Origin of the sequence: Agrobacterium vitis (genome assembly GCF_014926405.1) — a bacterium.
Lineage (GTDB): Bacteria > Pseudomonadota > Alphaproteobacteria > Rhizobiales > Rhizobiaceae > Allorhizobium > Allorhizobium vitis_H.
This window is the reverse complement of sequence record NZ_JACXXJ020000003.1, coordinates 659,367-679,042: the sequence shown is the minus strand read 5'-3', so window position 1 is coordinate 679,042 and position 19,676 is coordinate 659,367. Positions and strand designations below refer to the sequence as shown.

At 53.9% G+C, this 19,676-nt stretch carries 15 protein-coding genes; 13 read left to right on the top strand and 2 right to left on the bottom strand.

What is annotated here, in order from left to right:
• Positions 1-44: 44 nt before the first annotated feature.
• Positions 45-869 carry a Crp/Fnr family transcriptional regulator gene (locus IEI95_RS04555; protein WP_337738392.1) on the bottom strand — a complete coding sequence of 275 codons (825 nt, stop codon included), beginning with the start codon at positions 867-869 and terminating at the stop codon, positions 45-47.
• Entirely contained in the window at positions 869-1,912 is a 1,044-nt protein-coding gene (locus IEI95_RS04550) for an MDR/zinc-dependent alcohol dehydrogenase-like family protein (protein ID WP_194416028.1), read from the bottom strand. The genes IEI95_RS04555 and IEI95_RS04550 overlap by 1 nt, the downstream gene beginning before the upstream one ends.
• A gap of 401 nt (positions 1,913-2,313) precedes the next feature.
• On the opposite strand from IEI95_RS04550, the gene IEI95_RS04545 reads away from it, so the two are divergent.
• The 13 genes from IEI95_RS04545 (at position 2,314) to IEI95_RS04485 (ending at position 19,518) form a co-directional block, all read left to right on the top strand.
• Positions 2,314-2,814 carry a YciE/YciF ferroxidase family protein gene (locus IEI95_RS04545; RefSeq protein ID WP_070165407.1) on the top strand — a complete coding sequence of 167 codons (501 nt, stop codon included), beginning with the start codon at positions 2,314-2,316 and terminating at the stop codon, positions 2,812-2,814.
• 182 nt (positions 2,815-2,996) lie between these two features.
• Entirely contained in the window at positions 2,997-3,521 is a 525-nt protein-coding gene (locus IEI95_RS04540; protein ID WP_234890988.1) for a sigma-70 family RNA polymerase sigma factor, read from the top strand.
• Positions 3,522-3,722: 201 nt separating this feature from the next.
• A complete protein-coding gene (locus tag IEI95_RS04535) occupies positions 3,723-4,463 on the top strand; it encodes an IclR family transcriptional regulator (protein ID WP_012653935.1) in 741 nt (246 codons plus the stop codon).
• A 505-nt stretch (positions 4,464-4,968) separates the two neighbouring features.
• Positions 4,969-6,198: an MFS transporter gene (locus IEI95_RS04530; RefSeq protein WP_012653936.1), complete on the top strand. Its 1,230-nt coding sequence runs from the start codon at positions 4,969-4,971 to the stop codon at positions 6,196-6,198.
• 122 nt (positions 6,199-6,320) lie between these two features.
• The gene (locus IEI95_RS04525; RefSeq protein ID WP_012653937.1) at positions 6,321-7,472 is read left to right on the top strand and encodes a SphA family protein; all 1,152 of its coding nucleotides are present in this window, start codon (positions 6,321-6,323) and stop codon (positions 7,470-7,472) included.
• A 787-nt stretch (positions 7,473-8,259) separates the two neighbouring features.
• The gene (locus tag IEI95_RS04520) at positions 8,260-8,766 is read left to right on the top strand and encodes an oxidoreductase (protein WP_156532175.1); all 507 of its coding nucleotides are present in this window, start codon (positions 8,260-8,262) and stop codon (positions 8,764-8,766) included.
• A 9-nt stretch (positions 8,767-8,775) separates the two neighbouring features.
• On the top strand, positions 8,776-10,746 hold the full coding sequence (locus IEI95_RS04515; protein WP_194416026.1) for a putative bifunctional diguanylate cyclase/phosphodiesterase: 1,971 nt from the start codon (positions 8,776-8,778) through the stop codon (positions 10,744-10,746).
• Between the two features lie 239 nt (positions 10,747-10,985).
• The gene (locus IEI95_RS04510; protein WP_194416024.1) at positions 10,986-11,693 is read left to right on the top strand and encodes an FkbM family methyltransferase; all 708 of its coding nucleotides are present in this window, start codon (positions 10,986-10,988) and stop codon (positions 11,691-11,693) included.
• Between the two features lie 174 nt (positions 11,694-11,867).
• A complete protein-coding gene (locus tag IEI95_RS04505; RefSeq protein ID WP_071204006.1) occupies positions 11,868-12,698 on the top strand; it encodes an MBL fold metallo-hydrolase in 831 nt (276 codons plus the stop codon).
• 163 nt (positions 12,699-12,861) lie between these two features.
• On the top strand, positions 12,862-14,577 hold the full coding sequence (locus IEI95_RS04500) for an adenylate/guanylate cyclase domain-containing protein (RefSeq protein WP_156532177.1): 1,716 nt from the start codon (positions 12,862-12,864) through the stop codon (positions 14,575-14,577).
• A gap of 192 nt (positions 14,578-14,769) precedes the next feature.
• The gene (locus IEI95_RS04495; RefSeq protein WP_194416022.1) at positions 14,770-16,122 is read left to right on the top strand and encodes an adenylate/guanylate cyclase domain-containing protein; all 1,353 of its coding nucleotides are present in this window, start codon (positions 14,770-14,772) and stop codon (positions 16,120-16,122) included.
• 181 nt (positions 16,123-16,303) lie between these two features.
• Positions 16,304-19,018 (top strand): ABC transporter ATP-binding protein, encoded by a 2,715-nt coding sequence (locus tag IEI95_RS04490; protein ID WP_156532178.1) that lies wholly within the window; start codon positions 16,304-16,306, stop codon positions 19,016-19,018.
• 35 nt (positions 19,019-19,053) lie between these two features.
• Positions 19,054-19,518, top strand: a complete 465-nt coding sequence (locus tag IEI95_RS04485; RefSeq protein WP_012653944.1) for a cyclic nucleotide-binding domain-containing protein — start codon at positions 19,054-19,056, stop codon at positions 19,516-19,518.
• The last annotated feature ends 158 nt before the right edge of the window (positions 19,519-19,676 follow it).

The window sequence follows — 19,676 nt, the reverse complement described above, 5'->3', positions numbered from 1 at the left end:
AAGCATATCGGCGTTTCGCAGTCTTCTCGCCGATATGCTCTCAGTCAAACCTCAAGCGGCGGATCTCCCATCGGCCCTAACAGCCGTTGATATTCTCGCTCTACGGGACCATAGGCATCGGCGGCAAAGGTTTCGAGACCTACTCTGTCGCGAATGCGGATTGCCTTGCGTTCCGCATAAATCAATCTTTCGCCTTCCAACACGTGCAAGGAGGCGGTGACGCTCGAGCGCCGTACGGCCAGCATGATCGACAGAAATTCATGAGTCAGCGATAATTCATCCCCATCCAGCCGATCGTGGCACATCAGGATCCAGCGTGCCAACCGCTTATCGATAGAGTGAATGGCGTTTGACTGGGCCGTGAAGGCCATTTGCATATTGACCACATAGGCCCATCGCAGCAGCAGGCGGCGCATGGTTGGCCTGCTATCCATCAAGCCAACCAATCGGCCTGTTTCCAGGCGTAACCCAGTCCCTGCGACCTGCATGATCACCCGGCAGGGATTGCGGTCACTGTCCAGCAGGGCAGAGGCGGGCGACATGCCTTCGCGGCCAAACAGTCCGACCTCGCTTTGGTTGCCAGTCGGAGAAACGATCACCGTCGAGCCGACGCCCGAGAGAGGGAAATAACAGGAGTGGTCGATGTCGTGAGGCTGCGACAAGATCAGCCCTTGCGGTAAATCGACAGGTTCGAGAGCGGGCGCGATAGCGGCGAGATCATCAGGCGCCAGCAGGCCCAGAAGACGATTACGCACAGGCATGTCTGTCTCCATACCGGTTCGGCCACCATGGTTTGGCGCAAGGATCGGCGACACTGAAACGGCGCGATCCTCAGCCGCGCGGCCATTTTTCAAAATTCTGTCACTCATCAATAGATCACCAGTGCTTTCATAAATCCATCCGGCTGGTCGCGGGCGGCGATCAGCGCTTGACCCAACTCCTCCAGTCGGTAGCGATGGGTATAAAGGGATGTGGGATCGAGCCGTCCGTCCATGATTGCCGCCACCGCTTCAAGCATGCCATCGACGCAGATTTCCTGGCTGATGTCTGGGCCGATTCCGTGACTGTGTTTATCTGTCTGGATTACTGCGGCTTCGCGCTTTTTCCATGACTGTATAATTCCTCCGCGCGGGTCGGACTGTTGGCGACCGGCCATGATCAGGCGACCTGCCGAGTTGGTCAATTTATCCGCCAGGTCGACCAGCCCGCTCTCGCCGGTAACGTCGATTACCCGGTCGCAAAGATATCCGCCCGTAAGCTCATGCACGGTTTCGATGATCCGCATGGGATCGTCCGCCGCACCATGCTCGTCTATGGTAAATGCCTCTGCCGCTCCCATACGCTTGGCCACTGCCAAGGATGCTGAACGGCGCGAAATGGCTGTAACATGCGCCTTGGCTCTTGAGGCGAGCTGGACGAGAAGGGCGCCGACAAAGTCTATGCCGATAATGGCCACCCTTTGTCCGGCTTTGATATCGCCACGGCGAAAGATGTTCATCGCTCGGCTCAGGGACCTGCCTGGAAACGGCATGCCATCCAGCAATGGGGGAAGGGAAATGACGCTGTCTGCATCGGCCAGATGGTGGCTGGCATAAGCGGACCGCACAAGTGACGCCACCCGGTCTCCGACCGACAGGCTTCTGACATTGGGACCGATGGCGTCGATAACGCCCCATCCTTCGCCATCCAATCCTACCGGTTCGGCAGATGTCAGCGTTCGCTCTTGTCCATCGCGAGAGAGAGGGTCGCAAGCGAGGATACCACAGCCCTCCAGCCTGATTCGTACTTGGCTCCGTCCGGGTTGCGGCAGAGTATTGGATACGATGTTGATCTGTCCCGGCCCGGTGAAAACCGCTGCCTTCATCTCATCGGTATCCGGTTTTTCGCTATACTGTGCGGCAATCCTGTCCATCCGGTTCCTTTCCTTAATTCGCCTGGGCTTGCCACATTCACCAAGGCCTTTGGCGCGCCCGTCTTTGAGGCGCGGTCTTGGTGTGGGCGCATGTTGTGGCGTGCCTGGTTTCATATTGAACTGCGAAAGCGCGTTCGGGTTCCCAAATCCGGTCAAACAAGCCGTGGCAAAGACGATGGTGTTTGGTATTTCGGTGTCATTGCGTTGAACGGCTATTTGCGGTGCCATTTCACCCGCCGGGTTTCCTGCCGGATATTTCGGGGAACTTTTAGGTTGCAACCCTGGTTTGGGAAGGGTGGCCTACATGGGAGCCTTCAAAAAGCGTCCCGACTTTTCACGCAGTTCCAGACGAAAGCCACAGGAAAGACGCCAAGGAATTGCACCATTCCCCGGAGGAAAAAATGGCTGAGAAAACATTGAACGACCTGTTCCTGGATACGCTTAAGGACATCTACTTTGCTGAGAAGCAAATCTTGAAGGCCTTGCCGAAAATGGCACGCGCAGCCCAATCGGAAGAGGGCCGGAACGCATTTCTTCATCATCGCGAAGAAACCCAAGGCCAGATCGAGCGGCTTGAACAGGTCTTTGAACTTCTGGGCAAGAATGCCCGGGGCAAGACCTGCGAGGCAATCCAGGGCATCATCGCCGAAGGCGAAGAAATCATGGAAGATTTCAAGGGGTCTCCGGCTCTGGACGCTGGCTTGATTTCGTCGGCGCAGGCAGTCGAGCATTACGAAATTGCCCGCTATGGCACGTTGAAGGCCTGGGCACTGCAGCTCGGTATGAAGGAGGCCGCTGCTTTGTTGGACGCGACCCTGAAGGAAGAAATCGCCACGGACGAAAAACTAACGGCGCTTGGCGAAGGTAGCGCCAACAAGAAAAGCGCACGCAAGGCAGCGTGATCTTTGGACGAACCTTTCTCCATTGCGAAAGGTTTCTTTTCCCTGAAAGGCCGCCAATGTGCGGCCTTTTTTGTTCTCATGAAAAGGATCCTGATAGCAACTGTCACAGTTCTTTCGTGCGGTATCGTACAGAAACAACCTGGCCCTGTGCTCGTTGATGCCCGCAGAAGGAGATCTGTTTCATGGCAACTTTCGAGGGCAGCGCTGGCAATGGCGGCGCGATGGCATTTACAACGGCTGTTCACGCCGAAATAGAGGCGCATCTACCCGCATTGCAACGTTTCGCAAAGCGGCTGGTCGGCCCCAATGGCGATATCGAAGATCTGGTTCAGGACACCATTCTCAGAGCCTTGAACTCGTCCTCACAATTTCGAGCCGGTACGGCGTTGAAATCCTGGTTGTTCACAATCATGCGCAACGCTTTCTATACGGCCTATAACAGGCGCAAGCGTGAGCATGTTGGAATGGATGACGAGTTTAACCTGCGCATGGTGATGGAGCCACCACAGGAATGGGTGGTTCTATACGCCGATCTCGGTCTGGCTATGCAGCATTTGCCGGAAGCATCGCGGCGTTCCCTGCTGATGGTGGCGAGCGGCGCAAGTTACGATGAAACCGCCCTTGCCTGTGGTTGCGAGGTGGGAACTGTAAAAAGCCGGGTCAATCGAGCCCGAAAAGCATTGTCAGAGCGCTTCAGCATAGCCTGACCGATCTCGCATTTTCCAAGAGAACCCAAATTTGCCAGGAAAGCCAAATTTACCAGTAGAGAATGATTGCCGGTGTTGGCATGCGTGTTGCGGCCTATAGGAATTCAAATCTGCTTCAGGCTGGCGATTGACTTGCCAGGCTCGAAATGCGAGTCAGAAACTGCCTGATATTGGGATTCTTTCAGCTTTCTGAGGAAAAGCATGGCCGGACTGGGACGCTTTGTCGATATTTTGAGGCTATTCGACGAGAAGACGTCCGAGTGGACCATACAGGATATCGCAGAGCGGCTGGATGTGCCTGGAAGCACCGTCTACCGCACGGTACGGGAGTTGGTCGGACAAGGGTTTCTAGATCCTTCCCGGGAAGGTCATTATCGCCTCGGCGCGGTTTTTATCGAATTTGATCGACGTCTTCGCCTTTCCGATCCGCTGATCCGCGAGGGCGTGCCCTTGTTGCGTGACGTTGTGTCTGCCGTTCAGTTTCCTTGTGTTGCGGTCATCGCACGGCTGTATCGCGACCAGGTGATTTGCGTTGCCGATGATCGTAGCCCCGCCACCGATATCGCCACCAGCTATGAGCGAGGCAGGCCCATGCCATTGTTGCGCGGTGCCACGTCAAAAACCATTCTGGCACAATTGCCGCGGGCAAAGCTGAGCAAGATCATTAAAGGCGCGGAGGGAGTGGACCGGGCATTTGACGATATCGCATCTGAACTGGCCGCCATCCGTAAGCGCGGCTTTACGGTGACGCGTGGAGAAGTGGACCAGGGTCTTGTTGGCATTTCTGTGCCCGTCACCTGCGCGCAAGGGGCAATCAATGCCAGCTTCAGCCTGATCGTCCGTGCCAGCGATTTCGATGACTCCACTGAACGGCGGCTGGCGATGCTTTTGTTGCCGGCATCTTCAATCCTTGCTGACAAGCTAAATTCCCGGTGGGTTTGAGCATTTTATACCATCAGTGTTTGCCTCTTATATTCGAAACAATGCACGCATAATTAGAAATTCTTTCGATATTATCAAAATATAATAATTTTTGTTGACTAGCGATTTGATATTCCTCAATATGCAAAGAAATGAGGAGGTCCTGACGCAATTGTGTTGGGAGGGGAAGGAGATCACGTCGCAGCATCGCATTCAGCCTGATGTCCATGTTCATAATTCCTGGAGCCGGACTCGGCTTTTGGGGGGGCATCAATTTGAGAATAGGGCGGCGTCTTTGGTGTGACAGGTAACGCGTTCGGCGCTGCAGCTTTTGCAAGAGAGGTGGATCCAGTTTGATCAACCAGTCAGCTTGGAGGCGAGTGCGTGAGCTGAAATGGATTGCCTGAATTCGCGGAACCTCATTTCGAAACAATACAGATTGTAGGGCAGGCTGCCCCGCATCGATTTTCTGTGTGCGGATTGCGACCAGTCTTGAAGATCTGGGTATTTATGGAGGAGGAGAGACATGCAAAGAGCCGCCGGTATACCTCAAGGAGTGTTACTCATCTCAATGGCCTGGCTGGCGCCGATCGGATCGACATTGTTCGCGCCGGTCTTGCCGCAGATCATCCAGCATTTTTCCTCGGAGGCGAATGCGTCGCTGCTTGCTCCGATCGCCCTCGTCACGCCGGCACTATTTGTGGCGCTGCTTGCCCCGGTTGCCGGGATACTTGCCGATAGAATCGGTCGCAAGACGCTATTGTTTTATTCCATGCTGTTTTACGCCATTGCCGGCGTCATGCCAGTCTGGCTGGATAGCCTTTATACAATTATCGCATCGAGAGTTGTGGTTGGTATCGCCGAAGCGGGTGTCATGACGGCAGGGACGGCCCTGATCTGCGATTATTTTGCAGGCGAACGTCGGGCGCACTGGCTATCTCTGCAATTCGGGTCGGCCTCTTTTGTCGCAACCGTTTGTTTCGTGCTGGCAGGATTTCTGGGTGGTTACGGTTGGCGCGTACCGTTCCTTGTCTATGGTGCCACGGCGCTGTTCATTCCGCTTATCCTGATGGTGTTGTTCGAGCCGTCACGCGTGGACTCATCGAGCCGTCCAACTGACATGCCCGGGGATACGCGGGACGCCGAAGGCGGGCTTTTCAACACGCGGTTTATCGTTTGCCTCGTCTTGACGATGATCTGCGGCATGCTCTTCTACGTGATGCCGGTCCATGTGTCCCTGCTGCTTGCCGAGCGCGGCATTGTCGAGCCAAGCGTGCTTGGTCTTGCCAGCGCTGCCGGGTCTTTCGGTGTCGTCGCAGGAACCCTGTTGTTCCGGTCTCAGGCGCGACGTTCCATCGGTGTGCTCTTGTCGGCGGCCATGGTGTTGCAGGGTATCGGTTTCATCCTGCTCTATACCCAGACGTCATTGATGGGCGGAATCGTTGGCATGTTCATCAATAATATTGGCTGCGGTATTTCGCTGCCTCTGGTTTTGGCCTTCACCATGGCGCGGCTGCCGGATGTTTATCGAGGCAGGGCCTCCGGAATCTGGACGTCGATGTTTTTCATCGGCCAGTTCATTTGCCCCCTCGTGGTTGGCGCTGTCTCCGCTGCCTCCGGCGGAATGATCGGAGCAATGGCGGGTTTTGCAGCTTTTACGCTGCTGGGAGCCGGCGTCTTCGCCATCTGGTCGATATTCGGTATGGCGTTGAAGGAGCCTGTGACCATCAAGCGGGAACTGGTCGGGCTTCATTGAGACGAAGCGAACCAGGCGCAGGTTTAGTGCATCCTCTGTGACGTACTCAGCTTCGCTTTAACACGCTTCTCCATGCGCAACCTCTTAAATATATTGCTACCTTAAGGAGTTGTGATGTTTCTTTGCAAGCTTGGAGCAAGAAGAGGCGGTTAGGGTGGTCTGGGATTTACTATGGAGCGAATCCCAGGGCGATTCGACAGAGCCGGATTTGGGGTGGCCTATTATTTTGGCTGGGAAAGTGGGACAAGTTTATGGGAAATAGACGGTTAGATTTTGCGGTTCTGCTGATGGGCACTTGCCTATTGGCTTCTCAAGGTGGGCAGGCCTTTGCTGCCGAGTTTTATCAGACGTCCACACCGGGCGCCTCTACGGATATAAGGGCTGCGGAATTGCCGCCTGAGGCTGGCTTCTATGCAGTCGGTGGCAGTTGGGGCAGTTGGCGGAACTCTCTGCGTGACAATAGCGGAAATTCGATGTTCCCTGATACAAGCGAAAGGCTTTTTCAGGGGCAGTTGGGTGGGCTTTACGTCTATGACGGAGAGATTTTTGGCGGGCGAATGGCGTCGTCTCTGGTCTTCGTTTACGGAGAGCACGATCTGACGATTACAAAAACAACGCCAGCCAATCTGTCTTCCAAAAATACCGGTTGGTTCGACGCCTATTCCGATATCTTCTTCTGGTCGAAGAGCTGGTATGAAGGCCCGCCTCCTGGCGCTCCTGGCCAACCAAAGCCCGCTGCCGATTTCATTCCGCCGATGCCGGTTGGTTTCACCCTGGGTCTTGGTGTTGGTGTCACCATACCAATGGGCTTGTTTGACAATGAAAAGGTTGGCAATCCAGGCTTCAGTAACTGGGTTTTGTCTCCAAACGTCGCCATGACCTATCGAACCCGGCCTATTCTTTTGGAAGGGACGGAGTTTTCGACCCGTATCTTCTACAATCACAATTTCGACCGCGATGACTCGACGGGCGGTTTCACCTATCGCGACGGTGATTATCTTTCGGCCGATTTCGCCGTTACAGAACGGTATAATCGCTACCAGTTCGGTCTTGCTGGCAATGTCAAATGGCAGGTCCAGGATGATGATGGCTCTCCGGCCAATCTAGCCTTGGACGGACGACGGCATAAATCCATACGCCTTGGTCCCATCGTCGCGGTTGATTTTCCTTCACAGCGTGCGACCGTGACCATCAAATACCTGACGGATGTCTACAACAGGAATTCATTCAAGGGTGATTATCTGCAAGTGAACTTTATCAAAAAGCTCTGGTAAGTGGCAGACGGCGAAGATGGTTTGACCATCTTCGCCGTTTCTATCCTCTGAAGTTTTTCAGGGGAAACCGCCAATTAGTGAGCCTTGGAATCAATCCTTGCGAATACAGCACGACAGTCTCTTTTGGGCGCTCGATAAAATGCCCAAAAGAGACTGTCGTGCTTTAATTTTTCTGCCTGCTTCTGTAAAATTGTATCCGATTGAAGGAATTTACAGGCGGCCAGGCCGAGTCGGTCGTTAACCACCAGATATTATGTGTACTTCATGCCGATGGTAGAGCGGATTGCTCGCCATTCAAATGCCCGGCTTCACATGTTCTTCTGCTCACAGATCATCACTCTTGTCACGTCAGGACATTGCTTGGATTGCTCCGTACGCTGGGGAGCGATGAGCAAACCGTCTGTCGGGCGTTGCTCTGAAAAATTGCCGTTGCCAATCGGTCGGCTAGGCAAATCAACGATCCCTCTGGTATCTGCGAATTTTCTCATATATGATTCGATCTAAGTAATTTTCGGTGAAACGTGATCGCGTCTTGCTGATTTTAACTTTGATGACGCGAAACTGATTTTTCTCGCAAAGATCCGCTTCAATCTACAATACGCTGCGTTGCGATCTGTCTTCGGTAGACACCCTTGGATGCTTTATTGCACTTGTAAACTCTTGTATGAAATAAGTGAAAAGTTACCGAACCAACATGCCGGACGGTCACGACTGTGGCAAAACGCTCTTCGAATTCCAAATGGTGTTGTCGTCCTTGCTTTAGCGATTGATCGTCAGGAGAATTATAATGAGATTCGTCCGCCTTTGGGCCTATATCGTGCTGTCGGTCGCTCCCGTTTCGATGGCGCTGGCGGGAACATTCGCTGAGCCGAAAGGCAAGCCTATCCTAGTTATTTCCGGCAATATTGAAAACCGCAATACGGCGGAGGGAGCTGCTTTTGATCTTGGCATGCTGGAAGCCATTGGTTCTACAGTGATTAAAACCACCAATCCGTGGTATGAAGGGCGTACAGTTTTTGAAGGTGTTCCGCTTAAAACGCTTATGGATTTTGTCGATGCCAAGGGGACCAAGGTGAAGGCGGTGGCTCTTAACGATTATGTGACGACAATTCCGCGCGACGATTTCAACCGATTCAATGTTTTGCTCGCTTTCAAACGAGACGGGAATTATATGCCTGTGCGGGACAAAGGACCGCTCTTCATCGTTTACCCCTATGACAGCGATCCTCAACTTCAGAGTCAGATTTATTATACCCGTTCGGCATGGCAGGTTTCTAAACTTATTGTAGAATAGAGGCGTAGTGTGAGGCGTTTTCTTGGTGCGATCATATGTTGTTTCGTCTTGGCTACCGGTTATATCGCCTATGTTATAGCCGTGCGTCAAACGACCCTGGAGAAATTTGCCCGCTATAATGATTCATGGGCCGTAAGCCAGACTGTTTCCGAGTATATGAGGCTCGAACATCGACTGGCGACTCTTGCCCTTGGGGTGGGGGAATTCGATCGTGAAGAAGTTCGTCTTCGGCTGGATATTATGTTGGGCCGATTGGAGTTGTTTGAGCAGGGGAATTTGCGGAGTTTCATCGAAGAAGATGCGCAACGCAAAGACTTAATCGTTAAACTTCGCGACGTTCTCGAACTGCTCAATGCGCACTTCGAAACATTAGACGTGGAGGAGATTAAATCAATCCTGCGGAAAATGGAGCTTCTGGATGCACCAATCACGGCGCTGGCATCCACTGCTGTCGAAGCCGATGTTGGCAAGATCGGCGCTGCCCAGGCCGAATTGCGACATCTTCATTTCGTTTATACCGCGCTTGCTGGCGGGCTTATCTTGTGTGGCATTGTCCTTGTCGCCTTGCTTTTGCGCCATAACGGCCTTCTGGACAAAGCCCATCGACGCATGCAGCGCCTGACGGACGATCTGCGATCTGCGTCATGGGAGTTGAAATCGCAAAACAATCGCCTGGAATATGTCGCACATCATGATTCTCTGACCGGTTTGCCGAATCGCATTCTGTTTCGCCAGGATTTAGAAGCAAGATTGGTCGCTGCCAAGGATGGAGGACCGGTTGCCGTTATCCTGCTGCTGGATCTCGATGGGTTCAAAGATGTGAATGACACGCTTGGTCACGACATCGGTGACGCTCTACTGCAAATGGTCGCAGGTCGATTGGCGGAAATCAAAGGTCTTGGCGATCTCGTCTGCCGTCTGGGAGGGGATGAGTTTGCTATTTTGTCTGCGGGCCTTTCCGAGCCACTGGCTCTGGATTTTGCCAAGCAAATTATGAACGAGCTTGGTGTGACTTATAAGGTCGGAGACCAGGAGATCAAAATCGGCACCTGTGTCGGCGTGGCGATCTTTAATGAGGAGCCGGATACAGATGAGCTTTTCAAGCGCGCTGACCTTGCTCTTTATGAAGCCAAGGCCTTGGGCCCCAGCCACGCCTGTGTGTTCGAGAGCCAGATGCAGACGCGGTTAAAAGACCGAAAGTCTTTTGAGGCGGATTTGCAAACGGCTTTGCAAAACGGCGAAATGGAAGTCTTCTACCAACCATTGGCGATGACCGCGACGCGTGAGGTTTGCGGCTACGAGGCGCTATTACGTTGGACCCATCCACACCGCGGATCGGTTTCACCTGTCGATTTTATTCCGGTTGCGGAAAAGATCGGTGTGATCGACGGACTTGGAGAATGGGTTTTACGTAAAGCTTGCAAGGAGGCGGCAAGTTGGCGCGGCAATCTCAAAATCGCCGTCAATTTGTCACCAGTTCAGTTTCGCAGCAAGGTGCTGGTCCAAACCGTTTTGTCTGCGCTTGATGTTAGTGGTCTAGCTCCAGATCGGCTTGAACTGGAAATCACCGAATCTGTTCTGCTTGATAAGAACGAGCTGACACTTTTGACCTTGAGAGAGTTGAAAGCAATCGGAATTCAGATTGCTATGGATGATTTCGGCACCGGTTACTCCTCACTCGGCAGCCTTAGAGGCTTCCCATTCGACAAGCTTAAAATTGACCGATCTTTCATTCGCGACGTGACGACAAGGGCTGATGCTCTTGCTATCGCTGAGTTGGTTACGGGGATTGGGGCGAGCCTTGGTATGACTACAACAGCCGAAGGTGTAGAAACGGAAGAACAATTTGAATGCGTGAAACGCCTAGGGTGCGAACAGGTTCAAGGATACCTGATTGGTCGGCCGGAGCCGGTTAGTTTCCTAATGCATCTTCGTGACGAGAAAAATCACCAGGAGATAATCTCTGAGGAGTGTTCGTAGTGGTGTATGCTCGCAATAATTGTGTCGCATTCAATCGAAGCCGGCTCTAAAATCTCTGGAATTTTGCCTTTTAAATTGAGGGGATTTACACGATAAGGGTAGGCGTAGTTTTCGAGGCCCTAGACCTTGGCAGGAAAGTGGGTTGGACTTTCTGAAAAGAAAAACGAGACAAAACCGCGAGTTTGTTTGGATCATACTGAATATGACCAATCCGAGTAGAAATGGAATACTGCACGAACATGCTAAACGTACATGGTGTATCGGTCCCTCTTGCGCCCGATGATGTATCCCCGGTGATTTGGGAGGCATTAACCAGCAGCAGCTATGAGGCCAAGGAAGCCAAATGGGTCTCAAGGGCTGTTAGGCAGAATGACAGAATATTGGAGTTGGGCTCAGGGCTAGGAGTGATCACCTCGCTTATAGCACGAGTTCCTGGTGTGCAGGTTTGGGCCTTTGAGGCAAATCCCGTGACGGCGGCTCTCGCCCATCGCGTCATTGCTGCCAATGATATTGCCAATGTGGTATTGCAGCACGGATTGTTGACCGCAGGTATACCTCAGTCTTACTCGTTTTATATCCGCAAAGATTTGTGGATGTCTTCGATGGATATCAACCAGGGGCCTTATGAGCGGAAAATTTCGATTACTTCGCAGAATATCGATGATTTTATAGAGACTTATGCGATAAACGTGTTGGTAATGGACATAGAAGGTGCAGAGCGCGATTTGCTAGGGAATGCAGCGCTTATAGGTATAGAGCGTATTTTTCTTGAATTGCATGACCATCTCTATGGCCTTTCTGGGGTACGCGATATTACCATGGCCCTTGCCAGTAAAGGGTTTTCCTATGATCCACGAGGCTCGAACGGTCCCTGTGTGCTTTTCGCCAAGGACGATGGTGCGCGGGAATATGAAGCGGAATTGGAGAAATTCGATTGCGTCGGATAATCGATAGGACAGAGTATGGCTAAACCCCTGCAAGCAATTTTGAGAAAGTCGCACTGGCAGATATAAGGCACCTGACATTTCCCTTTGCATCCTTGGTAATTTCAGGAATGATGTATTGGTAACCGGTCCAAAACCAATCGTCCTAATCCCGCGACCGAAACTCTTTGGATAAAAGTGAACAGTAGCGTGTTTCAGGTGAAATTCTGGGGTGTTCGCGGCAGTATCCCGGTCTGCGGCGCGGAATTCGATGTTTATGGCGGGAACACGCCCTGTATCGAGGTGCGCTGCGGCGAACACAGGCTCATTTTCGATGCCGGCTCCGGCATTCGTCAGGCCGGTCTGGATATGATGGGAGACAAGACCAGCAATGTCGACCTGTTTTTTTCCCACTGTCACTACGATCACATTATCGGCTTGCCTTTTTTCAAGCCGATCTACAATCCTGAGATCACCGTCAATATCTGGTCCGGCCACCTTGCCGGTAGCATGACGACGGATCAGATGATCCATCAATTCGTCAGTCCGCCCTATTTTCCCGTGAAAATGGATATCTGCAAGGCCTCTCTGCAGTTTCATGATTTTCGTGCCGGAGATATTCTGACGCCTCGTCCTGGTATTTCCATCGGCACATTTACGCTCAATCATCCGGGCGGTTGCATCGGCTACCGGGTGGAATGGGCAGGTAAGGTGCTGGCATTGGTGTTTGACATAGAACATCAGCCCGGCGAACTCGATCCGACAGCGCTGGCGCTGATGGCCAATGCCGATATTGCGGTCTACGACGCCGCCTTTACCGAAGCGGAAATGCAGCGTTATCGAGGGTTTGGCCATTCGAGCTGGGAGCAGGGCGTGAAATTGGCCCAGGAGGCAAATGTGGGCCGATTGTTGCTGTTCCATCACGCCCCATGGCGCACCGACAGCGAAATGGCACTGCTGGAACGATTGGCGCAGGAGGCGTTTCCAGCGACGCTTATGGCTCGTGACGGAATGCTTCTCGATATCTGACTGCACTCGATATCTGATAGCACAGGCAAAAATTCGGAAACTTGATTTCCGTGTTGGTCATACAATCGATAAAATCAATCAGGAAACCCGGCGGTGATTTACAGGTCTTGTCAAAACTGCCATTGCTGGATCTTCGGAAAGTGGCTTTGAAGAACTGAAACCTATGGCCGTGGACGTCAAAAAAAGCCTCTGGTCGGAACGCCGGATACGCAAGGCCCGGCTTGGTTCGGGGCTGGTGATTTTCCTGTTCCTCGCCATGCACATGGCCAATCATGCCACCGGGTTGATTTCGGTGGATTTTGCCGATCGCGCCCGTTTGTGGTTTCTGGGTGTTTGGCGTACCCCTCCGGGCACAGTGTTGCTTTACGGTTCTTTGCTCACCCACATGGGTCTGGTGTTACGCGCCGTCTATATCCGCCGCAGCTTTACCATGCCGAAATCCGAAGCGTTGCAGATCGTGCTTGGCTTGGTGGTGCCGCTATTGATCATCGACCATATTGTTGCGACCAGGATTGCCTCCTCGCTCTTTCATCTGCGTGACAATTATCAGACGGTCGTCCATTCCATGTGGACCACGTCGCCTGTTGATGGATGGCGCCAATCGCTCGCCATTGTCATTTTATGGCTGCACGGTTGTATCGGAATCCATTTTTGGCTGCGGTTCCGACCATGGTATGAATCGTCCAAAGCGGGTTTGCTGACGGTGGCCATTCTGCTGCCGATCCTGTCCCTGCTTGGCTTTGTCGAGATGGGCCGCACGATTGCCAGCCCAGCCTTCTGGTTGAGCGGTTATCCAGGCGGTTACTATGACCCGACCGCATTGACGGACAGCGAAGCAGGGTGGATCCAGATTATCCGCTTGTCACTTTATGGGTTGTTTTTCCTATCTATCGGCATGGTTGTCGCCCTGCGTGTCGCCCGCAGAATGAACGAGCGGGCGCACCTTATCACCGTCCGCTATCCGAACGGCGAGGCTGTCAGCGTGCCCCGCGGCTTCACGCTGCTTGAGGCCAGCCGACTGGCTGGTCAACCGCATTATGCCGTGTGCGGCGGCAAGGGCCAGTGCTCGACCTGCCGCGTCCAGGTTATCGATGGAGAGCAGCTGTTGCCGCCCGCTGAAACGCTGGAACAGGGTACGCTCAACCGGATCAAGGCTGGCCCCGGTGTGCGGCTTGCCTGCCAGCTTCGGCCCAGGGCGAACCTCACAGTCATGCCCCTTATGGTGGCGATGCCGCAAAGCGCCACGATCGATAGCAGTCATGAAGTGGTTCCGGGCCGCGAACGCGATATTGCCGTACTGTTCTGTGACCTGCGGCATTTCACGATGCTGACGGAAACTCGGCTGCCTTTCGACATCGTCTTTCTGCTGAACCGCTATTTCGCCGTGGTCGGTCATGCCGTGGAAGAGGCAGGAGGGCGGCTGGATAAATTCATCGGCGATGGCGCGATGGCGCTTTTCGGCGTCACAGGTTCGACTGAGACCGCCTGTCGCCAGGCCCTGAAGGCGGCAAGCGGTATCATTGCCGGTCTTGAGGAGTTGAACCGGCAATTGGCCAATGAACTGACGGTGCCGCTCAGGATCGCTATTGGCATCCATACGGGTCCGGCTGTGGTGGGAACACTGGGTTACGGCAGCGTTCGTAATCTCACAGCCATTGGTGATACCGTCAATGTCGCCAGCCGGCTGGAATCGGTGGCCAAGGAATTCGAAACCCAACTGGTGATTTCCGAACCGGTCGCTACTCTGGCGGGTCTGGCGGTGCCGGAAAGCGCCGGACGGGAAATTTCCATTCGCGGTCGTGCGGAGCCGCTAAAAGTCTTCATCCTGAATGAGGCGACACGCAATGCGCTCAATCTTTCCGAGGTTGGCAAAACATAACCTGCGGCGAAAAAATCCGATGCGAAAACAAAACTACAGTATCGTCCCGATTCCCGTTTGTTGAAACATGCTGTATATAAGGCATTGTGGACGTTGGCTGCCATTGTCTGGAGTGGCGGAGATCCCTATTTCCTATCATGAACCCGGCCATGGCCTGTTTTTCAACGACACGTCTTTTTGATAGGACCTTCCATGGCGACTACATCGGCACCGGTCTCGGCGATCTTCATGGAGAAAGTCGCCGATTGGCTGACACAGGCAGCCCTTTCCGGTAGCACTCTCGAGGATATCGTTCGGGGCTTTTGCGACCGGATCGCCGCCGCCGGTCTGCCAATCGTTCGGGTCCATTTGTCCTTTGCCATGCTGCATCCGCTTTACGAAGCGGTTGGCTTTACCTGGCGGCCACAAAGCGGGCTGATGATTGAAGGCTATCGTCACGATGCCGACAATACGGATATGTTTTTACAGAGCCCCTATTATCAATTGCTGAGCCGGGATCTCGATTATTTGCGCCGGCGCATTCCCGCCGAAGGTCCCGTTGAATTCGAGATCTTCGAGGATTTGCGCAAGGAGAATGTCACCGATTATCTTGCCTTCATGCAGCCCTTCGGTGATCAATCCGTGCAGGGCATGTTGGGTTCCTGGTCCACGGATGCCAAGGACGGCTTTAGCGAAGAGATGATTGCCGCGTTGCTGCGCATTCAAAATCATCTGGCGGTTGCCGCCAAAATGGCTGTACTCAGCAAGCTTTCCAACAATATGCTGACCACCTATCTGGGGGGCGATGCCGGCAAGCGGGTGCTGAATGGCCAGATCCGCCGGGGTGATGGCGAAACCATCCGGGCAGCACTTGTTGTCGGCGACATGCGCCAATCGACCATGCTGGCCGAAAAAGAAGGCCGCCAAGCCTATATCGATACGTTGAATGATTTTTTCGATGCGATTGCTGCACCGTTCAACCGCAATGGCGGGCAGATCCTCAGTTTCCTGGGCGATGGGTTTCTGGCCGTGTATCCTTGCGACCGGCACAAGGACCCGTCCCGGCAGGCTTGTCAGGCGGCACTTTCGGCTGTTCGTGTGGCCCAGTCGCGGCTGGCGGACCTAAACGCGGAGCGTCGGAAAAAGGGTGCGGCCCCTATCGGCTACGGCCTCGGCCTGCATGTCGGCAATGTGATGTTCGGCAATGTCGGACTGCGTGACCGGTTGACGTTTTCAGCCTTCGGTTCGGCAGTCAATGAAGTGGTAAGGCTTCAGTTGCTCACCAAGAAATATGCAAGCGAAGTGGTGGCCAGCCATGCCTTTGCCGGCTACTGCGCCGGTGACTGGATAACACTGGGTGAGGAAAAGCTGCGGGGTGTTCGCCAGCGGGTAACGATTTTGCAACCCGGTCCGCTCATGGCTAAAATGCAGAGAGATGACGTGGAAGCCGATCTGCATCGCACCGGTCTTTCGGAGGCCGAGCGTTTGATTCTCCTGCATCGCGATGCCGTCCAGTTGGATGGACAGAAAAGGTCCCAAGCAATGATGGACCGGTTTTTGCAATAAATCAGGGCTGGATGCCGGGAAACAGTCTTCATAGAAGGCCAGAAGCCAACGTGAAAGGCTGTTGGAACGTCATCTGCGCGTCATCGCCTTTACAGCGAAGAGAAGTGCGCCATATATGATCAAAGGCGTTGTCGCGCGGCATGGGGCGTGGGACGACAGGCGCTGCATTTCACGAGTGACGATGGAAAAAAGCCTGGGGCGTTACATCTGGTCGAACACCTCTCTGCAACAGGTGTGGATACTGTGCATTGTCGGCCTGTCGATGATCCCCTATTTCCTGTCTTTCGATCTGCCCAAGCAGATCGTCAATGGCCCTATTCAGGGCCAGGGCTTTGAAGAGGCTGGGGCGACAAAGCCGTTCATGCATGTTGCCTTCGACCTGCCATGGATCGGACATCTGGAAATCTTCAGCGGTTTCGAGCTGAACCGCTTACAAATGCTGATGGCTCTCAGCGTTGTTTTCCTGTGTCTTGTCGTGCTGAACGGATTGTTCAAATTCTATATCAACACCTATAAGGGGCGGCTTGGTGAGCGCATGCTGCGCCGGATTCGCTTCGAGTTGATCGATCGGGTCCTGCGGTTTCCGCCCGTGCATTTCAAGCGGGTCAAGTCCGCCGAGATTGCCACGATGATCAAGGACGAGGTCGAGCCGCTGGGTGGTTTTACCGGCGATGCCTTTGTCCAACCCGCGCTTTTGGGTGGGCAGGCTCTGACGGCGCTGATCTTCATCATCCTTCAGAATGTTTGGCTGGGAATGATTGCGGCTGGCATGGTTTGCGTTCAGGCCATTATCATTCCACGCATGCGTAGGCGGCTGCTGGAGCTGGGCCGTCAGCGTCAGCTAACGGCGCGTCAATTGTCCGGCCGGGTTGGCGAAATTGTCGATGGCATTCATACGATCCATGCCCATGACACATCCAATTTTGAGCGCGCTGACATTGCCGCCCGTCTCGGCCTGATTTTTTCGATCCGCTACGATCTCTATCAGTGGAAGTTCATGGTGAAATTCATCAATAACTTCCTCGCCCAACTGACGCCGTTTCTGTTCTATGCTATCGGCGGGTATATGGCTCTGGAGGGGCGGCTCGACATCGGCCAGCTCATCGCTGTTATCGGCGCCTATAAGGACCTGCCAGGTCCGCTGAAGGAATTGATAGACTGGGATCAGGCCCGCCAGGACGTTCAGGTCAAATATGCTCAAGTGGTCGAGCAATTCGATGTTGAGCGATTGGTCGATGCGCGGGTTCACACGGTCGCGGCCACGCCGGTCGGCCCGCTTTCCGAGGCACTGGTGGCCTCGAATCTGGTGCTTTGCGACGATAGTGGCGCGCGCCTGCTCAATAGCGTTTCGCTGGATATTGCCCCCAATGAGACGGTTGCGATTATCGGTCAGAACGGTGGCGGCGGCGAGGCGCTGGCGGAAGCTCTCGGGCGTATCCTGTGGCCGGAATCCGGCCATATCAGCATTGGTGGCCAGGATATTCTCACCATGCCGGAATCGGTCACCGGGCGGCGGCTTTCCTTCGTGTCCTCGGATGCCTATTTCTTCCATGGAACTCTGCGGGACAATCTTCTCTACGGGTTGAAACATGCGCCTTTGACAGATGTCACCTATGACGGACTGGCGGCGCGCAGAAACAAACGTGACCTTCTGGAGGCGCAGAGATCCGGCAATCCGCTTCTCGATCTCAACAGCGATTGGGTGGATTATCGATCGGCTGGCGCTGAAGGGCCGGATGGACTCTTGAAGGTGATCCGTCCGGTTCTGGATGCTGTGATGATTTCGGAGGATATTTTCGATCTCGCCCTGCGTTCACAAGTGGATACGCTTGCCCATCAGGAATTGACAGAGCGAATCGTCGAGATCCGCCATGCGCTGCGCCGCCGGTTGCACGACGAGAATCTGGACGACATTGTCGTACCCTTCGAGGCCGATGCCTATAACAGCCAGGCGACGGTGGGTGAAAATCTGCTTTTCGGCAAGATGAAACCCTTGATGATCAATGGGCAACGGCTGGCGGCCCATCCTTATTTTCGCAAGGTGATGCGTGATACCGGCATTGGCGATGCGTTCTATGCAATGGGGCTCGAAATCGCGGCGAATGCGGTAGAATTGTTTCGAGACCTTCCGCCCGACCATCCGTTTTTCCAGCAATTGACCTTCATGAGCGCGGAGGATCTTCCCGACTACGAGGCTTTGCTGCAAAAGCTCCATGGCACAGCCGTAACGCAAGCCTCGGCCAGCGAGCGCAGCAGCATTATCCGCCTCAGCTTTGCCTATATCGAGCCGCGCCATCGTTTCGGCCTTTTGACGCAGGAGTTGATGGACAAGATCGTCGATGCACGTCGCGAGTTCCATGCCGGAGTTCCCGCGGATCTGGCGGAAAAAATCGAACGTCACGACGTAGAACGGTTCACCCTGTCGGCATCATTGATGGACAATGTGCTGTTTGGGCGGCTGGCTGTGCGCGAAGCCGATGCGTCTGACCGGATCCGTGCGATCATTCGCGACATTTTTAGAGACCTCGGCCTTGCCGAAAGCGTGCTGTCGATCGGGCTGGATTTCGATGTCGGCTCGCAGGGGCGGCGGTTAACCGCTGTCCAGCGCCAGAAGCTCAATCTGGCGCGGGCGCTGGTGAAGCGGTCGGATTATTTCATCTTCAACAGACCCTTGTCGGCGCTCGATCAGCGGGCGCAGGATAAGATCGTCAGCCATATCATGCAGGACCTACATTGCGACGGTCAGCGGCCCTCGATCATCTGGGTTTTACCAAATGCGGATATAAGCGGGCTTTTTGACAGGATACTCGTGTTCGACAAAGGAAATCTTGTCGAAACCGGGAGTTTCGAAGAGCTTTCCGCCAAAGACGGGATGTTCAAACAGTTTCTCTCGTAATATCGTGATCAGGCGCGATAGGGGGTAAGACGCAAATGCTACTGAAGGACGAAGTCGAAATGTTGCGGCGCGTGCCGCTGTTTTCCCAGATTGCTCCAGCCAAGCTGAAGCTGCTTGCTTTTGCTTCCGACCGGATGACCTGTCGTGAGGGGCAGAACCTGTTTCGCCAGGGCGATGTCGGTGACGCAGCCTATGTCGTGCTGTCAGGGACAGCCGATGTTCTGGTCAATTCGGATGCTGGCGAGATCAAGGTCGCGGAAGTTCAAAGCAATTCAATCGTCGGGGAAATCGCCATTCTCTGCGATGTGTCGCGCACCGCAACCGTGCGGGCGGCCTCGCGTCTTGAAGTTTTGAAAATCAGCAAGGAAAACTTCCTGAAACTGATGAGCGATTTTCCCGAAATCTCCTCGGAAATCACCCGGGTTCTGGCTGATCGTCTCAATCACACGACATCCGAGCTGTCCGCGGCCCGCAGCCGCGAGCAACAATTGCTGAACTGATACCGAGAGCGATCGTCTCAGCATCCGACATAGCGGATAGCCGGGCTGTCATATATCCTTTACTTGCTTTTCTGCCCATTTCCGCGAAGTTTCGGCATTCATTCGACCTCGTTCTGTCCTGAATCGAGGATATTGTCCCAAACATCCCGGAATGTGCC